The organism is Nocardioides sp. P4_G10, from assembly GCF_056401175.1.
The window spans coordinates 50855-67748 of the sequence record NZ_JBFUJV010000018.1 but is presented as its reverse complement, the minus strand read 5'-3'; the positions used below and the strand labels follow the sequence as shown (position 1 = coordinate 67748).

Sequence of the window (16894 nt, the reverse complement as noted above, 5' to 3'; positions counted from 1 at the left end):
GTGCCGCTCGACCCCGACCTCGCCGTCTTCATCGGCGAGGTCGAGAAGAAGCGCGGGCGCCCTGTCTCGGAAATGACCATCCCCGAGGCGCGCGCCGGCATGCGGGCGCTGCGCGTCGACAGCGTGCGTCCGGAGGACGTCGTACGCATCGGGGCGGTGACCGACGAGCTCCTCGACGAGCTGCCGGTGCGCGTCTACCGGCCGGCGGCCGTCGACGGCCCGGTCGCGACGGTCGTCTACCTCCACGGCGGCGGCTGGTTCCGCGGCGACATCGACACCCACGACCAGGTCGTGCGCCGGCTGGTCCGCGACACCGGCGCGGTGTTCGTGAGCGTCGACTACCGCCTCGCGCCCGAGCACCCGTGGCCCGCCGCCACCCACGACGCCGTCCGCGCGGTGCGTGCCGTCGCGGCGCGACTGGAGTCGTACGGCGGCTCCGACGTGCTCGCCGTCGCGGGCGACTCGGCCGGCGGCAACCTCGCGGCCATCGCGACGCAGGAGCTGCGCGGCGAGGTGGAGATCGCGGCGCAGCTGCTGATCTACCCGGCCACCGACCTGCTCGGCCACCACCCGTCGAAGGACGAGTTCGGCACCAGCCACCTCCTGACGACGGAGATGACCGACTACATCAACACGCTCTACTTCTCCGGTGAGACGCCGGCAGCTGGCGACTGGCGGCACTCGCCGCTCCACGGCGACCTGACCGGGCTGCCGCCGGCCGTGGTCGCCACCGCCGGGTGCGACCTCCTCCGCGACGAGGGGGAGGCGTACGCCGCCGCGCTCGCCGCCGCGGGCGTGCGCGTCGACGCCGTCCGCTACGACGGGATGATCCACGGCTTCATGGACCAGGGCCACGTGAGTCGGTCGGCGGCCGACGCCACCCTCGACGTCAACCGCCGCTTCGCCCGACTGCTGCGCGAGGTCGCCCGGGACGGGTGAGCGGCCACCAACCACACGCCTCCGGGTCGAGCGACTCACCCGTGAGTGGCCCGACCCCGCATGGGCCGCCCCCGGGCGGGCACTGGGGTGACATGACGCACCGATCCACCTCCACCGACGGCGAGTCCACGAGCGAGGAGCGCGAGCGGACCGCCCCCGCTCCCGACGCGCCGGGCAAGCCCGACTCGCCCAGCGACATCGCCAAGCCGACGTGGGGCTATGCGCTCCGCAAGACCGTGCGCGAGTTCATGGACGACGAGTGCACCGACCTCGCGGCGGCGCTGACCTACTACTCCGTGCTCGCGCTCTTCCCGGGCATCATCGCGCTGCTCTCGCTGGTCGGCCTCGTCGGCCAGCAGCAGCAGACGGTCGACACGTTGCTGCAGATCCTGCGCGACATCGGCGCCTCGTCGGCCGCCGACACGCTCGAGCCGACGATCAACCAGCTGGCCGGGAGCCAGGGCGCCGGGCTCGCGCTCGTCATCGGCCTCCTCGTCGCCCTGTGGTCGGCCTCCGGCTACGTCAACGCCTTCAGCCGCGGGATGAACCGCATCTACGAGATCGACGAGGGACGCCCGATCTGGAAGCTGCGCCCCGTCATGCTCCTCATCACGCTGGTGACGGTGCTGCTGGCCGCGCTCGTCGCGGTCGGACTCGTCCTGACGGGCCCCGCCGCCGAGGCGGTGGGCAGCGCGATCGGGCTGGAGTCGACCGCCGTGACCGTGTGGAGCATCGCCAAGTGGCCCGTGCTGCTGGCCGTCGTGGTCCTCATCGTCGCCCTGCTCTACTACGCGACTCCCAACGTGAAGCAGCCCAAGTTCCGCTGGATCAGCGTCGGCGCGATCGTCGCCATCGTGGTGTGGGTGATCGCGTCGGCCGCGTTCGGCTTCTACGTGGCGAACTTCTCCAGCTACGACAAGACCTACGGCTCGCTGGCAGGTGTCATCGCGTTCCTGCTGTGGCTGTGGATCACCAACCTGGCGCTGCTCTTCGGTGCCGAGCTCGACGCCGAGCTCGAGCGCGGTCGTCAGCTCCAGGCCGGCATCGCGGCCGAGGAGGAGCTGCAGCTGCCTCCTCGCGACACCCGCAAGTCCGACAAGGCTGCCGCCAAGGAGCAGAAGGACATCGAGCGCGGGCGCAGGCTGCGCGAGTCGCGGGGACGCCGCTCCTAGCCCCGGTCCTTCCTCAGGTGATGTCCTCCACCCGGCTCCCCTGCGCGAGCGGGAATCGGGTGGCCGCCGCGGACAGCACGCAGCGGATCCGCCCCGCATCGTCGCCGTAGAAGTAGAGGTTCGTCCGCTCGGGTCCCTCCCACCACGACTGGAGCGTGGCATCCTCACCGAGCTCGGCCGCCAGCGCGTCGATCAGCACGTTGACGTCGTTGGTCGCGTAGACCTCTGCCGGCAGGGACGTCCCGTCGAGCGAGAGCGCGACGCCCTGGGTGCGACCGAAGGGCACGGCTGCCTCGTCGCCCACGGCGTACGTCGAGCCGACCGGGGCGCCGTAGAGCTCCAGCGCCTTGACCAGAAGGTCGAGACCCTTGCCGTGGTCGCCGCGCAGCTCGACCTCGATGTCGCAGGACAGGACGCCCTGCGCGGAGTCGAGCTCGGACCCGCCACCGACGACCTGACTGCCAGGGAGGAACTGGTCGAACGCGCGCTGGAGCGGGTCCTCGTAGACCTCCCCTCGGTGCACGGGCTGCACCCGCGCGTTGAGGTGCACGTCGACCAACAGAGGAGGAGGCGAGTCGTCCTTCGACCGGCTGAAGAGGGGCATGCCGGGCAACCTACGACGTGGCAGCCCGTTCGTGCCGGCTTTCCTCAGCGTCCGGCCAGGAAGGCGTCCACCTCGGCGGCCGTCGGCGCCGACTCCGGTCCGCGACGGGTCACCTTGATGGCGGCGGCCGCGTTGGCCCGACGACAGCCCTCCACCCACGGCGTGCCCGCGGCCACCTCGGCCAGCAGCGCGCCGGTGTGGGTGTCGCCGGCACCGTTGGTGTCGACGGGCGTCTGCGGGAAGCCGGGGACGTACGTCGTCGTGCCGGCGACGTGGACGGCACAGCCCTCCGGCCCGTCGCGGACGATCGCGACCGCGTCGCCGCGGAGCATCGGGGCGATCGCGGTGGTCAGTGCCGCAAGGTCGTCTGGCGCGCCCTGGCCGACGGCGCGGAGGAGGTCCTCGGCCTCCTCGGCGTTGCTCGACCACACGTCGGTCACCTCGAGCATGGCCGCCCGGACGTCCGTCTCGAGGCCAGCGAAGGCGGCGCCGGGGTCGAGCACCACGACCACGTCGCGGTGAAGCGTCGGCAGCCACGCGAGCAGCGGGTCGCGGGTGCTGTCGAGGGCGAGCGAGAAGCCGGTGACGCAGACCAGGTCACCCGGGCCCGGCGCGGAGGTGTCGAGCGACTCGACGCTGATCCGCCGCTCGGCCCCCAGCGTGGTGACGAAGGTGCGCTCGGCGCTCGGCTCGACCATCACGACGCAGATGCCGGTGTCGAGGCCCTCGACCGGAGGGGCCGACACCCCGATCCCGGCGGCGGTGAGTGCTGCGCGGATCAGGTCGCCGTGGGGCCCGGTGCCGATGGCACCGGCCTGCACGCACTCCGCACCGAACCGGGCCGCCGCCAGCAGCACGGTGACCGTGCCGCCCGCGTAGTCAGTCGCGGAGGCGGCCATCACGTTCTGCCCGCGATCGGGCAGGTCGGGGACCTCGACGACCACGTCGACCAGGGCCTGGCCGGTGTGGATCACCCGGCTCAACCGAGCACTTCTTCCGTCGTGGCCAGCGTGATCTGTGGCGGGTACAGGGCCATCACCTTCATCGCCGCCGCGTGGTTCTCCGGTGTCGAGCCGGCGCACGCGTCGGTGACGAGGGTGATGGTCGCTCCGGCGTCGGCCGCCGCCAGCGCCGTCGAGACGACGCAGCAGTCGGTGCTCACCCCGGCCAGCACCAGGTGGGGGAGCGGCCCGGTGACCGCCGCCAGCTCCGGGCCCCACTTGCCGAAGGTCGGCAGCGACACCACCGTCTCCGTCAGCCCCTGCATCTCGGGCACGAGGTCGAGCAGCGGGTCGTCGTGGGGCACGTCGGCGAAGGGCCAGGCATCGAGGTAGGCCCGCCAGCTGCCCTGTGGGTCACGGTCGGGCACCCAGCGCGTGACCACGGTGCGCTCGCCCGCGGCGGAGGCGAGTCGTCGTACGGGCTCCACGATGTCGGGGAACATCGGCGACCCCCACTCGCTGTCCGGGGAGGCGAAGATCCGCTGCGGGTCGATGACGACCAGCCAGGCGTCGGGGTGCATGGCCTCAGCCTGTCAGAGAGCGAGTCGAGTGCGCGGCGACGTGGCGACTACTACCGCTTGCGCACTCGACCTGGTCCCCGCACAGACACCAGCGGCCGCCGGTCCCCCGACCGGCAGCCGCTGATGGGCACGAGGTGAGTAGAGGGGATCTACTTCACCTCGGCACGCAGGATCGCGCGCAGGCCGATGGCCAGCGGTATCCAGAGCCACACGAGCGTCGTGACGGCCAGCTGCTGCCAGTACTCCGTCGTCATCGAGCTGTCGAAGAGGCGGGTGGTGGCGTAGTTGACGTCGACCCACGGCTGTAGGTCGCGGAACCACTCCTGGAAGGAGGCAAGCGCTCCGAGGGCGGCGGGCAGGACGAGCGAGTAGACGAAGTAACCCACGATCGCTGCGGCCGAGCTGCGCAGCAGGACTCCGAGGGTGAAGCCGATGAGCATGCCCAGGACGTTGGCGAGCACGATCTGCCCGAACTCCGTGACGGTGACGTTCCAGACCGGGTCGAGGCCGGTGATCGCCGAGCCGACCAGGTTGCCGATCGCGCCGACGGCCAGGGCGAGGAACATCGAGGCGACACCGATGGCGAGGGTGACGATCATCTTGGCCGTGATCACCCTGCCCCGCCAGGGGACCAGCGTGTAGGTCGTCAGGCCGGTCCGTTGGCTGTACTCACTGGTCACCGACAGCAGGCCGATGATGGGCAGGATCACGGACAGGGGGAAACCGATCGCGCTGGAGAACGTCTCCTGGTCGATCGCGGAGTCGGGCGCCCACAGGATCACCGCGGCGGTCGCGAGGACGGCCACGATGCCGACGCTCGCCATCAGCCAGAAGCCCGCGCGGGTGTCGAACATCTTGCGCAGCTCCACGCCGACCAGGCGCGTCATGGGGATGGGGCGTACGACGCGGGGCGCGGCGGACGCCACGGGTGCGGACGTGGTGGTGACGGCGGGGACCGGGGTGGCCTCCCTGGGTGCGGGTCGGGTCTGGGTGGTCATGCTGCTGCTCCTTCACGAGCGGTCTCGGCGGTGAGCTCGAGGAACATCTCCTCCAGGCCGGCGCCGTCGGCGGCGCGCAGCTCTCGCAGGACGACGCCGGCACGGTGTGCCGTCTCGCCCACGAGCTCGGGGTCGGCGTCGGCGCGCAGGCCGCCGTCGATGGGGGTGGTGACGACCGACGCCTCGTGCAGGGCACGGGCGAGGTGGTCCTGCTGGGAGGGGTCCGCGGTGCGGACGAGGGTGCCGGCCGCGGCGAGGAGCTCGGCCTTGCTGCCCTGGGCCACGATGCGGCCCTGGCCGATCACGACGATGTCGTCGGCGATCACCTCGATCTCGTGGAGCAGGTGCGAGGACAGCAGCACGGTGCCGCCCTGGTCGGCGAAGCCGCGGAGCAGGTCGCGCATCCAGCGGATGCCGGCCGGGTCGAGGCCGTTGGCGGGCTCGTCGAGGATCAGCACGCGCGGATCGCCGATGAGGGCGGTCGCGATGCCGAGGCGCTGGCGCATGCCGAGGGAGTAGTTGCGGACCCGGCGCTCGGCCTCGTCGGCGGTGAGCCCGACGCGGGCGAGGGTCTCGGTGACCCGGGACTTCGGCAGGCCCATGGTCTGCGCGGCGATCGCGAGGATCTCGCGGCCGGTGCGCCCGGCGTGCTGCGCGGAGGCGTCCAGCAGGACGCCGACCTCGAGGCCGGGGTTGACGAGCTCGCGGTAGTCGCGGCCGGTGATGGTGACCTGGCCGGTGCTGGGCCGGGTGAGGCCGACCATGATGCGCATGGTGGTGGACTTGCCGGCGCCGTTGGGGCCGAGGAAGCCGGTCACCCGACCGGTCGCGGCCGTGAAGGAGACGTTGTCGACGGCTGTGAACTGGCCGTACTGCTTGGTGAGGTTCTCGACGCTGATCATGGGTACAACCCTCGCCGCGCAGGGGCATCCGGCACATCGGGGACMGCACCCCGCCGGCCCCTGAGGACGACCCTGAGAAACCCCGCATGGAGGGCCAGCATCGGGGCCCGGGGTGCGGATGGGGGGAGTTGGGCGCGACTTGGGACAATGGCCCGGTGAGCCAGCCCACCAAGCAGCGTCCGCCCCAGGTCAGCCTGGCCTCGGGCATCATCATGTTCTCCTCGGTGGTGGTGCTCCTGACCGCGTGGGAGCGGGTCACCTCGCTCCGCTCGCTCGAGACGCAGGACGCCATCCGCGACGTCCTCGCCGACGCGCCGTTCTCCTCGCTCGGGCTCACCGTGTCGAGCACGACCGAGCTGCTGCGGGTCTCGTGCATGGTCGCCGCGGCCTGCGCGTGCGCGACCGCGATCCTCGGCTGGTACGTCCGCAAGCCAGACCGCTCCTCGCGCCTGGCCCTGACCCTGTTCGCGGTCGTCGTCTTCGTCACCGGCATCCCGGCCGGAGGCCTGGCCGGCTCGTTCGTCGCCGCCGGTGCGGCGATGCTCTGGATGCAGCCCGCCCGCGAGTGGTTCGCCACCGGTAGCTGGACCCCGCCCGACCCGGCCCCGGCCAGGGACGCCGGGCGCGCCGACCGCGACTCGTCCGGACAGGCCGACCCGTGGGGCCGGCCGCCTGCCGGCAACGACGCGCCGTCCACTCCTCCCTCGACCCCGTCCGACACCTCGCCGTCCGTCCCGCCGCCGGCCAGCCGGCCGTTCGGCGAGCCCGGGCCGCCCGCCCAGCAGCACCCCGTCGGCGGGCCCGCCGAGTCGCCGTACGGCCAGGCCTACCCATCCCGACCCGACCAGCACCAGTCCGCCCCGGCGCCGTACGCCGCCGCCCACCCCGCGCCGGACTGGCAGCGCCGTCAGCTGCTCCAGGCCCGGCCGGGCGCGATGGTCGCCGCGTTCGTCATCACGGTCGTCACCGCCGGCGGCCTGCTCGGTCTCTCGCTCCTGTGGCTGGCGATCGCGGGCTTCTCCCCGGACTTCCTGCGCAGCGTCATGGAGCAGCAGCAGCCCGAGCTGCTCGACGACGGCCTGAGCCTCGAGCAGGTGCGCACGACCGTGTTCGCGCTCGCCGGCGTGTTCGTCGTGTGGTGCGTCATGGCGCTGGTGCTGGCCGGCTTCGCGATGGCCCGCCGCGAGTGGGCCCGCCGCGGCCTGATGGTCAGCGCCGCCTTCAGTGCCGGTGCCTGCCTCGCCCTCGTGCTCAACACCCCGATCGTCCTGCTGCCGGCCGCGGCCGCCGTGGCGACCGTCGTGTGCCTGCGCCGCGTCGAGGTACGGCGCTGGTTCCAGCTCGACCCGCGCTGACCCTCGTCCTCCTCCCGCTCGGTGACGGCGGCGCCAACCGCCGACGTGATGAGATAGGCGCATGAGCAATCCAGGACCGATGCAGCAGCCTTACGGCCAGGACCCCTACGGCCAGGACCCCTACGGACAGCAGTCGCCCTACGGCCAGCAGCCCTATGGCCAGCAGCCTGCTGGCGACCGGCGTCCCGGCACCGTGACCGCCGCCGCCTGGATCACCATCGTCTTCTCCGCCATCACCGCGGCGCTGTTCGGGTTCACCGCGCTCGGCCTGTTCATCGCCCGCGACCAGGTGATCACCGAGATGGAGCGCGTCCCCGAGTTCCAGGACGCCAACATCGACGCCGACGCCGCCGTGGGCGTGCTGGTCGCCGTGATCCTGGCCTTGGTGGTGTGGGCGATCATCGCCATCGTGCTGGCGGTCCTCGTCATGCGGCGCTCCAACGTCGCGCGGATCCTGCTCGTCATCTCCAGCGCCGTCGTGGCGTTGTTCTCGCTGCTCGGCGTGACGAGTGGTGTCTCCGCCGTCACGCTGATCGCCGCGATCGCCGTGATCGTGCTGCTCTTCGTCGGCGGCGCGGGCGACTGGTTCAAGGGCCTGTCGTCGTCGTCCGGTGCCGGCGCCTATCCGGGCTACCCGGGCCAGTCGGGCGACCCCTACGGCAACCAGTACGCCGCGCAGCCCGGCCAGCAGCCGTCGCCGCAGTACCCGCCGCCGCCGAGCAGCACGCCCTACGGCCAGGACAACCCCTACGGCCAGGACAACCCCTACGGCCAGGACAGCCCGGGTAGCCAGGACAACCCGTACGGCCAGCCGCGGCCGAGCGACGAGGACGGCTCCGAGCACCCGCCGCGGGACTACCCGGGGCGCTGACCCTCAGCGCGACAGGTCGGCGGCGGCGAGTCGTCGTACGCCCTCGCCGATCACGTCGCGCTCCTTGCAGAACGCCCACCGCACCAGCTGGCGACCGGCCTCCCGGTCGTCGTAGAACCCCTGGGTGGGGATCGCGACGACGCCGGCGACCTCGGGCAGCGCGAGGCAGAACGCGCGTCCGTCGGGCCAGCCGAGGTGGCTGATGTCGGTCGTCGCGAAGTAGGTGCCCTCCGGCACGCGTGGCACCAGCCCGGCGGCGGTGAGCCCGTCGCAGAGCAGGTCGCGGCGGCCCTGCAGGTCGCGGGCGAGCTCGCGGGGCCAGTCGGGCTCGTGGTCCAGCGCGTGCGCGACGGCGGGCTGGAGCGGGGAGCCGGAGGTGAAGGTGAGCCACTGCTTGGCCGCGAGGACGGCCTGGACGAGCGGCGCCGGGCCGGTGGCCCAGCCGACCTTCCAGCCGGTGAAGCTGTAGGACTTGCCGGCGCTCGACAGCGTCAGGGTGCGCTCCCACATCCCCGGCAGGGTCGCGATCGGGACGTGGCCCTCGGCCGAGCGGGCGTCGTCGAAGACCAGGTGCTCGTAGACCTCGTCGGTCACCACGATGACGTCGTGCTCGATCGCTAGGTCGGCGACGACCTGGAGCTCGTCGCGGGTCAGGACGGTGCCGGTGGGGTTGTGGGGCGTGTTGAGCAGGATCAGCCGGGTGTCGTCGTTGACCGCGGCCCGCAGCTCGTCGAGGTCCGGGCGGAAGTCGGGCGCCCGCAGCGTCACGGGTCGCCGGCGGGCACCGCACATGTCGAGCATCGCGACGTAGGAGTCGTAGTAGGGCTCGAGCACGACGACCTCGTCACCCGGGTCGACCAGCGCGAGCAGCGCCGCGGCGACCGCCTCGGTGCACCCGGTCGTGACGACGACCTCGCGGTCGGGGTCGGGCTCGAGCCCGTAGTGGCGGTGCTGGTGCCGCGAGATGGCGGCGCGCAGGGCGGGTACGCCGATGCCGGGGGCGTACTGGTTGGCCCCGGCCTCGAGCGCGGCCTCCGCCGCCGCGACCACCGAAGCGGGCCCGTCCACGTCGGGGAAGCCCTGACCGAGGTTGATCGCGCCGGTCCGCAGGGCCAGCGCCGACATCTCGCTGAAGACGGTCGGCGGGATGTGGGCCAGGCGGGCGGCGAGAGGCTTCGCGGTGGGCACGGGCCCACGCTACCCAGCGCGACCGGGCGGTCGGGCCCCACTAGGGTCGGTGCCGTGACCACCGACGCGACCCTCGCCGCTGACATCGACGCGACCTGCCGTCTCACGGGGGAGTTCACCCTCCGCTCGGGGCAGGTGGCCGACACCTACTTCGACAAGTACCTCTTCGAGGCGCAGCCGGCCCTGCTCGACCGCGTGGCCGCCCAGATGGTCGACCTGCTCCCGGAGGGGACCGAGCTGCTCGGCGGCCTCGAGCTCGGCGGCATCCCGATCGCGACCATGGTGTCGGCGAAGACGGGGCTGCCGGCCCTCTTCGTGCGCAAGAAGGCCAAGGAGTACGGCACCGCCAAGCTCGCCGAGGGCCCGGACGTCGCCGGTCGGCGGGTCACGATCATCGAGGACGTGATCACCACGGGCGGCGCGGTCCGCGACGCCACGCGTGCGCTGCGGGAGCTCGGCGCGACCGTCGAGGTCGTGGTCTGCGCGATCGACCGTTCGGCCGACGGCGAGGACCCGCTGGATGACGTCGGTCTCGAGGTCCGGTCGGTGCTGACCCGGGCCGACCTCGACGCCGCTCGCGGCTGAGGTCGCCTCCCGGGGCTGGACAGGCTCAGTCGACGTCGCGGCCCATGATGTCGCGGTCGGGCCCACCGTCCTGCGGGCCGATCTCGGCACCGGCGGAGTGGGTGCGCTTGTGGCGCAACCACTCGATGATGATCGGGATCACCGAGAACGCCAGGATCACGACGATCAGCTTGTCGATGCTCTCGCCGAGCGTCGGGAACGCGTCGCCCAGGAAGAAGCCGAGCAGGCAGATCGACGACACCCACATCACCGCGCCGACCAGGCTCCACAGGAAGAACCGGTGCCGCTCCATCCGGGTCACCCCGGCCACCACCGTGATGTAGGTCCGCACGAACGGGACGAAGCGGCCGATGACGAGCGCCTTGTTGCCATGGCGGTCGAAGAACGCGGTCGTCTGGTCGAAGTACTTGCGCTTGATGATGCGGCCGTCGCGCTCGTAGAGCGGCTGCCCGATCTTGCGCCCGATCTCGTAGCCGACGACGTTGCCGAGGAACGCGGCGACGATCAGCGCCGCCATCGCGATGAGCAGCTCGACGAAGGGAGGACCGGGGAACAGGTCGAGCTGGCCGGTGGCGATGAAGAGGCCGATCGCGAACAGGAGCGTGTCGCCGGGCAGGATCGGGAAGAACAGCCCGCACTCGACGAAGACGATCAGCAGGCTGATCCAGAACAGCGCCGTGCCGAACCGGTCGAGCAGCCAGTTGGGGTCCATCCAGTCGATGCCGAGGAGCATCGGCTGGACGCCCGAGGTCAGGATGGACTGCAGGTCCCACAACGTGCTCACACGCAACCCTAACCGCGGACGCCCCGCCTCCGCGCTTCGCCGCGGCTGCCTAGGGTGCTGCCATGCAGGACGAGGAGCGGGCGCCGTACGACCCGATGCCGCACGGCCCGCCCGAGGTGGGAGTGGGTCCGTGGGAGGGGCCGTGGCCCGAGGGCGAGCAGTGGGACCCCGACCTGCTGCGCGAGGGTGACCGCCGCAACGTGGTGGACCGCTACCGCTACTGGACGATGGCGGCGATCGTCGCCGATCTCGACACCCGCCGGCACGGCTTCCACGTCGCGATCGAGAACTGGCAGCACGACTTCAACATCGGCACGATCGTGCGCACCGCCAACGCCTTCCTCGCCGCCGAGGTGCACATCGTCGGCAACCGCCGGTGGAACCGCCGCGGAGCGATGGTGACCGACCGCTACCAGCACGTGCGGCACCACCCGGACGCCGCCAGCCTGGCGTCGTACCTCCACGCCGTCCCGGCCGCGGAGGGCGGGCCGGTGCGGCTGCTCGGCATCGACAACCTGCCCGGGTCGCTCCACCTCGAGACGATGCACCTGCCGCGACGGGTGTGCTTCCTCTTCGGCCAGGAGGGACCGGGGCTGTCGGAGTCGGCGCGGGAGGTCTGCGACGGCACCTTCTCGATCGCGCAGTTCGGCTCGACCCGCTCGATCAACGCCAGCTCGGCCGCGGCGATCGCGATGCACAGCTGGGTGCGCGAGCACGCCGACCTGACCGGCGACGACGCCTGGCGCGGCTGAGGCCCGCCCGCATCCGGGCACCCCGACCGGGCCCGGGATGTCCCCACGGCACCCCGGACCCGGCTCCTCCCAAGGTCTAGCCGGTGGTCCTCGAGTAGCAGACCAGCGTGCGGTCCCCGGCCTTCCAGGCGGCCTTCCAGGCGGCCTTCGCCGGCCAGCCGAAGCGGTAGGACAGCGTCGAGACGGCCCTGCGGCAGCGGTCGGCGCCGATGCGGTCGCGGGCCCTTCGTGCCGGGTAGCGGCTGCCGTCGACGCGCCGTGCCGACGTGGCCCGGAAGGTGTGCGGCTGCGTGCAGGTGGTGACGCGCGCAGCCCGGCCGGCGAGGCACCGCGCCACGGACGCGTCGGCCCGGCCCTTGCCGATGCGCACGTCGGCGGGGAGCGGCCGGAGCTCGCGGGCGTCGCCGAGCACGAGGTCGCAGCGGACCCATCGGGCTCCGGCGGCCTGCTGCTCGACGGTCGGGACGAACCAGCCGAGGTCGTACGCCGTCAGCCGGACGCCGGGCGCGGTGGTGCCGAGCGCCGTGCGCTGAGCGGCGAAGCAGGTCTCGAGAGCGAACCGCTCCAGCCGCCCACCGGCGAGGCCGAGCCCCTCGGGCAGCTCCGCCACCGCGATCGTCGTCGCGGTGTGGGTGGTCGCGCAGTCGATCGGCGCCTCGTCGTACGACACCGCGGCCAGCTCGTCGGGGCTCGTGTCGTGGCACTGGCCGACGACCGGGGCGCCCACCATCGGGTCGGCGGCACGCGCGGTCGCGGCGCCCGTCCCGACGGCAGCGGCCAGCATCCCGACGAGGACGGCGGCGCTGGGACCGGGGCGGCGTGGCATGTACGTCAACCTAGGCCTGACGAGGGGGGAACGCCAGCCCCGGGAGGGTGCAGACACCACCCCCCAGACCTCCTCAGCGCTGGGGTGCCAGCACCGCCTCCAGGGCGGCCAGTCCTCGGCTGCTGTGGCTCTTGACGGTGCCCTCGTTGATGCCGAGCTCGTTCGCTGTCTCCCGCACGGACAACCCGAGCCAGTGGCGCAGCACGACCACCTTGCGCTGCTGCTCCGGCAGCGCCTGGAGTGCGTCGAAGAGCGCCGACCGCTCCTCGACGGGCGTCGGCTCGGGTGCGCCGTGGTCGGGCAGGTCGTCGGTGGGCCGTTCGCGACGCCACGGCCGGCGGGACTCGTCGATGTTGGCGCGCACCATGATCTGCCGGCAGTAGGCCTCCTCGCCGCCCTGCTGCCGGATGCGCGGCCACGCGACGTAGAGCTTGGTGAGCGAGGTCTGGAGCAGGTCGTCGGCCTTGTGCCAGTCGCCGCACAGGGCGTACGCGATCCGGCGCAGGTGGGCCTGCCGGGCGGCGACGAACTCGCTGAAGGCCGCGTCGCGGTCGGTGCCCCTCATCGCATGCCCTCGCCGGAGGAGTTCTGCTGGCGCGCCCAGCTGAGGAACGCGGTCATGGAGTCGAAGGACCCTGGCGCCGCAACCACCTCGAGCTCACCGTTGATCACGCGGTAGGCCGCGAACCTGGCCCGCTCGTCCACCAGCACGCGCACGGCGCCGGTCCGGTCGGCGCCCAGCGCGAAGTCGCCCAGGTCGGGGTCGGCGTCGACCTCGAGCACCACCACGCCCTTGGCTCCGACCACACTGCTGTCGCCCTGCAGGCGGAGCCAGTTGCTCGGATCGGTCTCGGGGGCGGCGGGTGGCCCGTCGACGACCCCGTTGGCGACGTCCAGGGTGCGCTGGCTCTCGACCCGCCCCTCGAGCCACCCGGCGAAGTCCCCGGTGGCGTCGTTCGTGCCCATCGAGGTCCCTCCGTCGGGTTCCCTGGTCAGGAGTGAGTACTTCTCCCGCCCCTCGAACTTCACCCGGATGCCCAGGGACTGGCCCTGTGCCGCGGTGTAGCCCATCGGGTTCTCGACTCGCTCGAGCACCGGCCCGGCTCCGGGGGCGAGCACCAGGCCGTCGGCGTCGAGGGTCGCGGGCTCGCCGAGGAAAATGGGCTTCTCGGCCTGCCGCCTCATCCGATCGAGCTTCTTCATCCGCTTGTCCAGCCGTTCCGAGACGCCGTCGGGCTCGGTGACCTCCTGCTGGCTGTCCGAGCCCTGGGTCGCGACGGGGGCGTCGCCCCGCACCGCCGAGCCCTGGCCGGACGCCCACGCGGTGCCTCCCCCGATCACCACGGCGGCGGCGAGGACGACCGCGGTCGCGCGCCGTCGGCGTACGGCCGTGCGTCCCGCCGCGATGTAGCGGGCAACCTCCACGTCGTTGCCCGTGCCGAACGAGCTGTCGAGCTCGTGCTGCCAGTCGATGTCGGTGCTCATGCTGCGTCCCCCCGCGGGTGAGTGTTCCACCCGGGGAGACGGACCGGAGGCGGCGCCGGTTGTCACCCGCCGGTCAGGTGGTGAGACGACCGGTCGGCCCGGGGCGGACTCGCGGGTAGCCACTAGGGTTGTGAGCGCCTGCCTGACCGCTTCAGAGGAGATCTCCAGATGCCCATCGCCACTCCCGAGATGTACGCACAGATGCTGGACGCCGCGAAGGAGAAGTCCTTCGCCTACCCGGCCATCAACGTGTCGTCCTCCCAGACCCTCAACGCCGCGCTCAAGGGCTTCGCCGACGCCGGTTCCGACGGCATCATCCAGGTCTCGACCGGCGGCGCGGAGTACCTGTCCGGCCCGTCGGTGAAGGACATGGTCACCGGCTCCGTCGCGTTCGCGGCCTACGCCGCCGAGGTCGCGAAGAACTACCCGGTCAACATCGCGCTCCACACCGACCACTGCCCCCAGGGCAAGCTCGACGGCTTCGTCCGCCCGCTGCTCGACATCTCCGCCGAGCGCGTGGCCCGCGGCGAGGCGCCGCTGTTCCAGTCGCACATGTGGGACGGCTCGGCCGTGCCCCTCGACGAGAACCTCCAGATCGCCGAGGAGCTGCTCGCCAAGTGCGCCGCGGCCAACATCGTCCTCGAGATCGAGGTCGGCGTCGTCGGCGGCGAGGAGGACGGCGTCGCCAACGAGATCAACGACCAGCTCTACACCACCCCCGAGGACGCCATCGCCACGATCAAGGCGCTCGGCGCCGGTGAGCGCGGTCGCTACATGACCGCCCTGACCTTCGGCAACGTGCACGGCGTCTACAAGCCCGGCAACGTCAAGCTGCGCCCCGAGATCCTCAAGTCCGCGCAGGAGGCCGCCGCCGCGGAGCTCGGCCTCGGCTCCGACGCGCGCCCCTTCGACCTCGTCTTCCACGGCGGCTCGGGCTCGACCGCGCAGGAGATCAGCGACGCCGTCGACTTCGGCGTGGTGAAGATGAACGTCGACACCGACACCCAGTACGCCTTCACCCGCCCCGTCGCGGCGCACATGTTCGCCAACTACGACGGCGTGCTGAAGGTCGACGGCGAGGTCGGCAACAAGAAGCAGTACGACCCCCGCGCCTGGGGCAAGGCCGGCGAGGCCGGCATGGCCGAGCGCATCGTCGAGGCCTGCCAGAACCTCCGCTCCGCCGGGACGTCACTGGGCGGCTGATCCTCCGATGAGCGGTGCGTGAGCCACATTCCCACGTCGGGAAAGGTGGCTCACGCACCGCTCGTCTGCGTGTACGGCGCGAGCAAGACGTACGACGACCCGCTCAGGCGGCGGGTCCGGCCGCGGCGACCGGTGCCTCCTCGCGCGCGTCCGGGCGGGCGGCGAAGTGGCGCGGCCGCTCGAAGAACAGCACCGCGACGAGGCCGAGGAGCAGCAYGGCGGGCAGCAGGAGCAGTGACTGCGCCATCGCGTCGGTGAAGGGCGCGGCCACCTGCGCGGGCAGCGCGCCGCCGCCCGCCGCTCCCTCGGACGGCGAGAAGGTCAGCCCGTTGGCGACCAGGCGGGCGTCGATGAGCACGGCGATCGCGGCCGACCCGAGCACGGCGCCGACCTGGCGCGTCGCGTTGTAGACCCCGGACCCGGCGCCGGCGCGCTGCGGGGCGAGGTTGCGGTTGGCGGTGGTGGCGAGGGGGCCCCAGAGGAACGAGCTGCCGAGGCCCATGAGGGAGAACACCACCACGAGCTGCCACAGCGGGGTGTCGGGCGCCAGCACGAGGCTGAGCACCAGCAGCGCGACGCCGAGCGCGACGAAGCCGCCGAGGGTGAGCACGCGCGGGTGGACCCGGTCGGTCAGCCGCCCGGCCAGCGGCGCGGCGAGGATCGACACGATCGCCATCGGCGCCAGCACGAGGCCGGCCTCGGTGGGGGAGTAGCCGCGGACGAGCTGGGCCCACAGCATCAGCGGGAAGCCCATCGCGGTGAAGGCGAACGAGACGGTCGTGATCGCGAGGTTGGACACCGAGAAGTTGCGGTCGGCGAACAGGCTGAGCGGCACGAGCGGCTCGTTGCGGTTGCGGTGCTGCCACCACACGAAGGCGGCGAGCACCACGACGCCGCCCACGATGAGGCGCCACACGGTGATCGGCCCGGTGATGGTCGACCAGTCGTACTGCTCGCCCTCCTGGATGCCGAAGACGAGCAGGAACATGCCGACCCCGCTGAGCGCGACGCCGAGCCAGTCGAAGCGGTGCCGACTCGTCTCGAGGCTCGGCACGAGCCGCCAGGCCAGGACGAACGCGATGACGCCGACCGGCACGTTGACGAAGAAGATCCACTCCCAGCCCAGGGTGTCGACCAGCACGCCGCCGAGGATCGGGCCGACGAGCGTGGCGACGCCGGCGACGGCTCCCCACAGCGCCATCGCGGAGCCGCGACGCTCGATCGGGAAGATGCGGGTGATCACCGACATCGTCTGCGGGGTCATCATCGACGCGCCGAGTCCCTGTGCGACGCGGGCGGCGATCAGCCCCTCGATCGTGGTGGTCAGGCCGCACGCCAGCGAGGCGAGGGTGAAGACCGTCAGCCCGACGAGGTAGAGGTTCTTCGGGCCGTAGCGGTCGCCGAGCCGGCCGGTGATCAGCACCGGGACGGCGTAGGCCAGGAGGTAGGCGCTGGTCACCCAGACGACCTCGTTCACCCCGGCCTGCAGGTTCTCGATGATGGCCGGGGTGGCCACGCTGACGATGGTGGTGTCGACCAGGATCATGAAGAAGCCGATGCACAGCGCCCACAGGGCCGGCCAGGCGTTGGTCTCGTCGATGGGCGCCTCGGTCCGAGTCGGTGCGGTCACGATCCAAGTGAACACCCGCGGGCCGACATCGATTCCGTGCCGCGACGCACCACGAGCGGTGCGCGAGGAGGAGCCGTC

Annotated in this window: 18 protein-coding genes; 7 read left to right on the top strand and 11 right to left on the bottom strand. The window is 72.2% G+C overall.

The window, feature by feature from the left end; genetic code table 11:
* Together AC1DP1_RS17565 and AC1DP1_RS17560 are read left to right on the top strand one after the other, a co-directional pair.
* The gene (locus AC1DP1_RS17565; RefSeq protein ID WP_477507917.1) at positions 1–939 is read left to right on the top strand and encodes an alpha/beta hydrolase; all 939 of its coding nucleotides are present in this window, start codon (positions 1–3) and stop codon (positions 937–939) included.
* A 92-nt stretch (positions 940–1031) separates the two neighbouring features.
* Positions 1032–2111 carry a YihY/virulence factor BrkB family protein gene (locus tag AC1DP1_RS17560; protein WP_477507916.1) on the top strand — a complete coding sequence of 360 codons (1080 nt, stop codon included), beginning with the start codon at positions 1032–1034 and terminating at the stop codon, positions 2109–2111.
* A 13-nt stretch (positions 2112–2124) separates the two neighbouring features.
* Here the strand turns inward: AC1DP1_RS17560 and AC1DP1_RS17555 are convergent, their stop codons facing one another.
* The 5 genes from AC1DP1_RS17555 to AC1DP1_RS17535 all read right to left on the bottom strand — a co-directional run bounded on the left by AC1DP1_RS17555 (position 2125) and on the right by AC1DP1_RS17535 (position 6137).
* A complete protein-coding gene (locus tag AC1DP1_RS17555) occupies positions 2125–2715 on the bottom strand; it encodes a hypothetical protein (protein ID WP_477507915.1) in 591 nt (196 codons plus the stop codon).
* Positions 2716–2759: 44 nt separating this feature from the next.
* Positions 2760–3689, bottom strand: a complete 930-nt coding sequence (locus AC1DP1_RS17550; protein ID WP_477507937.1) for a PfkB family carbohydrate kinase — start codon at positions 3687–3689, stop codon at positions 2760–2762.
* A gap of 5 nt (positions 3690–3694) precedes the next feature.
* Complete coding sequence (locus AC1DP1_RS17545) at positions 3695–4237, bottom strand: cysteine hydrolase family protein (protein ID WP_477507914.1); 543 nt, start codon at positions 4235–4237, stop codon at positions 3695–3697.
* A 149-nt stretch (positions 4238–4386) separates the two neighbouring features.
* Positions 4387–5235, bottom strand: a complete 849-nt coding sequence (locus tag AC1DP1_RS17540; RefSeq protein ID WP_477507913.1) for an ABC-2 transporter permease — start codon at positions 5233–5235, stop codon at positions 4387–4389.
* The gene (locus AC1DP1_RS17535; protein ID WP_457189717.1) at positions 5232–6137 is read right to left on the bottom strand and encodes an ABC transporter ATP-binding protein; all 906 of its coding nucleotides are present in this window, start codon (positions 6135–6137) and stop codon (positions 5232–5234) included. The genes AC1DP1_RS17540 and AC1DP1_RS17535 overlap by 4 nt, the downstream gene beginning before the upstream one ends.
* Positions 6138–6292: 155 nt before the next feature.
* Here AC1DP1_RS17535 and AC1DP1_RS17530 point away from each other — a divergent pair, with 155 nt between their 5' ends.
* Together AC1DP1_RS17530 and AC1DP1_RS17525 are read left to right on the top strand one after the other, a co-directional pair.
* A complete protein-coding gene (locus AC1DP1_RS17530) occupies positions 6293–7492 on the top strand; it encodes a hypothetical protein (RefSeq protein WP_477507912.1) in 1200 nt (399 codons plus the stop codon).
* 61 nt (positions 7493–7553) lie between these two features.
* Positions 7554–8363 carry a hypothetical protein gene (locus AC1DP1_RS17525; protein WP_477507911.1) on the top strand — a complete coding sequence of 270 codons (810 nt, stop codon included), beginning with the start codon at positions 7554–7556 and terminating at the stop codon, positions 8361–8363.
* Between the two features lie 3 nt (positions 8364–8366).
* Here AC1DP1_RS17525 and AC1DP1_RS17520 read toward each other — a convergent pair whose 3' ends face one another.
* On the bottom strand, positions 8367–9551 hold the full coding sequence (locus AC1DP1_RS17520; RefSeq protein ID WP_477507910.1) for a pyridoxal phosphate-dependent aminotransferase: 1185 nt from the start codon (positions 9549–9551) through the stop codon (positions 8367–8369).
* A 54-nt stretch (positions 9552–9605) separates the two neighbouring features.
* Between AC1DP1_RS17520 and pyrE the strand changes: the two genes are divergently transcribed.
* The gene (gene pyrE / locus AC1DP1_RS17515; protein ID WP_477507909.1) at positions 9606–10136 is read left to right on the top strand and encodes an orotate phosphoribosyltransferase; all 531 of its coding nucleotides are present in this window, start codon (positions 9606–9608) and stop codon (positions 10134–10136) included.
* A gap of 25 nt (positions 10137–10161) precedes the next feature.
* Here the strand turns inward: pyrE and AC1DP1_RS17510 are convergent, their stop codons facing one another.
* Positions 10162–10920: a DedA family protein gene (locus tag AC1DP1_RS17510; RefSeq protein ID WP_477507908.1), complete on the bottom strand. Its 759-nt coding sequence runs from the start codon at positions 10918–10920 to the stop codon at positions 10162–10164.
* A 62-nt stretch (positions 10921–10982) separates the two neighbouring features.
* Here AC1DP1_RS17510 and AC1DP1_RS17505 point away from each other — a divergent pair, with 62 nt between their 5' ends.
* Complete coding sequence (locus tag AC1DP1_RS17505; protein WP_477507907.1) at positions 10983–11672, top strand: TrmH family RNA methyltransferase; 690 nt, start codon at positions 10983–10985, stop codon at positions 11670–11672.
* Between the two features lie 76 nt (positions 11673–11748).
* Here the strand turns inward: AC1DP1_RS17505 and AC1DP1_RS17500 are convergent, their stop codons facing one another.
* The 3 genes from AC1DP1_RS17500 to AC1DP1_RS17490 form a co-directional block, all read right to left on the bottom strand.
* Positions 11749–12498, bottom strand: coding sequence for a septum formation family protein (locus AC1DP1_RS17500; RefSeq protein ID WP_477507906.1), 750 nt, complete (start codon positions 12496–12498; stop codon positions 11749–11751).
* Between the two features lie 73 nt (positions 12499–12571).
* The gene (locus AC1DP1_RS17495) at positions 12572–13063 is read right to left on the bottom strand and encodes a SigE family RNA polymerase sigma factor (RefSeq protein ID WP_457189701.1); all 492 of its coding nucleotides are present in this window, start codon (positions 13061–13063) and stop codon (positions 12572–12574) included.
* Complete coding sequence (locus AC1DP1_RS17490) at positions 13060–13983, bottom strand: hypothetical protein (RefSeq protein ID WP_477507905.1); 924 nt, start codon at positions 13981–13983, stop codon at positions 13060–13062. The genes AC1DP1_RS17495 and AC1DP1_RS17490 overlap by 4 nt, the downstream gene beginning before the upstream one ends.
* 168 nt (positions 13984–14151) lie before the next feature.
* On the opposite strand from AC1DP1_RS17490, the gene fbaA reads away from it, so the two are divergent.
* Positions 14152–15186: a class II fructose-bisphosphate aldolase gene (gene fbaA / locus AC1DP1_RS17485; RefSeq protein WP_477507904.1), complete on the top strand. Its 1035-nt coding sequence runs from the start codon at positions 14152–14154 to the stop codon at positions 15184–15186.
* A gap of 103 nt (positions 15187–15289) precedes the next feature.
* On the opposite strand, the gene AC1DP1_RS17480 is transcribed toward fbaA, so the two are convergent.
* The gene (locus AC1DP1_RS17480) at positions 15290–16816 is read right to left on the bottom strand and encodes a DHA2 family efflux MFS transporter permease subunit (RefSeq protein ID WP_477507903.1); all 1527 of its coding nucleotides are present in this window, start codon (positions 16814–16816) and stop codon (positions 15290–15292) included.
* Positions 16817–16894 lie beyond the last annotated feature (78 nt).

What these genes read in the sequence shown, in the direction of transcription:
- AC1DP1_RS17490 (WP_477507905.1), bottom strand. Translation starts at nt 13,983, where the DNA reads ATGAGCACCGACATCGACTGGCAGCACGAGCTCGACAGCTCGTTCGGC.
- AC1DP1_RS17505 (WP_477507907.1), top strand. Translation starts at nt 10,983, where the DNA reads ATGCAGGACGAGGAGCGGGCGCCGTACGACCCGATGCCGCACGGCCCG.
- AC1DP1_RS17500 (WP_477507906.1), bottom strand. Translation starts at nt 12,498, where the DNA reads ATGCCACGCCGCCCCGGTCCCAGCGCCGCCGTCCTCGTCGGGATGCTG.
- AC1DP1_RS17525 (WP_477507911.1), top strand. Translation starts at nt 7,554, where the DNA reads ATGAGCAATCCAGGACCGATGCAGCAGCCTTACGGCCAGGACCCCTAC.
- AC1DP1_RS17545 (WP_477507914.1), bottom strand. Translation starts at nt 4,237, where the DNA reads ATGCACCCCGACGCCTGGCTGGTCGTCATCGACCCGCAGCGGATCTTC.
- fbaA (WP_477507904.1), top strand. Translation starts at nt 14,152, where the DNA reads ATGCCCATCGCCACTCCCGAGATGTACGCACAGATGCTGGACGCCGCG.
- AC1DP1_RS17535 (WP_457189717.1), bottom strand. Translation starts at nt 6,137, where the DNA reads ATGATCAGCGTCGAGAACCTCACCAAGCAGTACGGCCAGTTCACAGCC.
- AC1DP1_RS17560 (WP_477507916.1), top strand. Translation starts at nt 1,032, where the DNA reads ATGACGCACCGATCCACCTCCACCGACGGCGAGTCCACGAGCGAGGAG.
- AC1DP1_RS17540 (WP_477507913.1), bottom strand. Translation starts at nt 5,235, where the DNA reads ATGACCACCCAGACCCGACCCGCACCCAGGGAGGCCACCCCGGTCCCC.
- AC1DP1_RS17555 (WP_477507915.1), bottom strand. Translation starts at nt 2,715, where the DNA reads ATGCCCCTCTTCAGCCGGTCGAAGGACGACTCGCCTCCTCCTCTGTTG.
- AC1DP1_RS17495 (WP_457189701.1), bottom strand. Translation starts at nt 13,063, where the DNA reads ATGAGGGGCACCGACCGCGACGCGGCCTTCAGCGAGTTCGTCGCCGCC.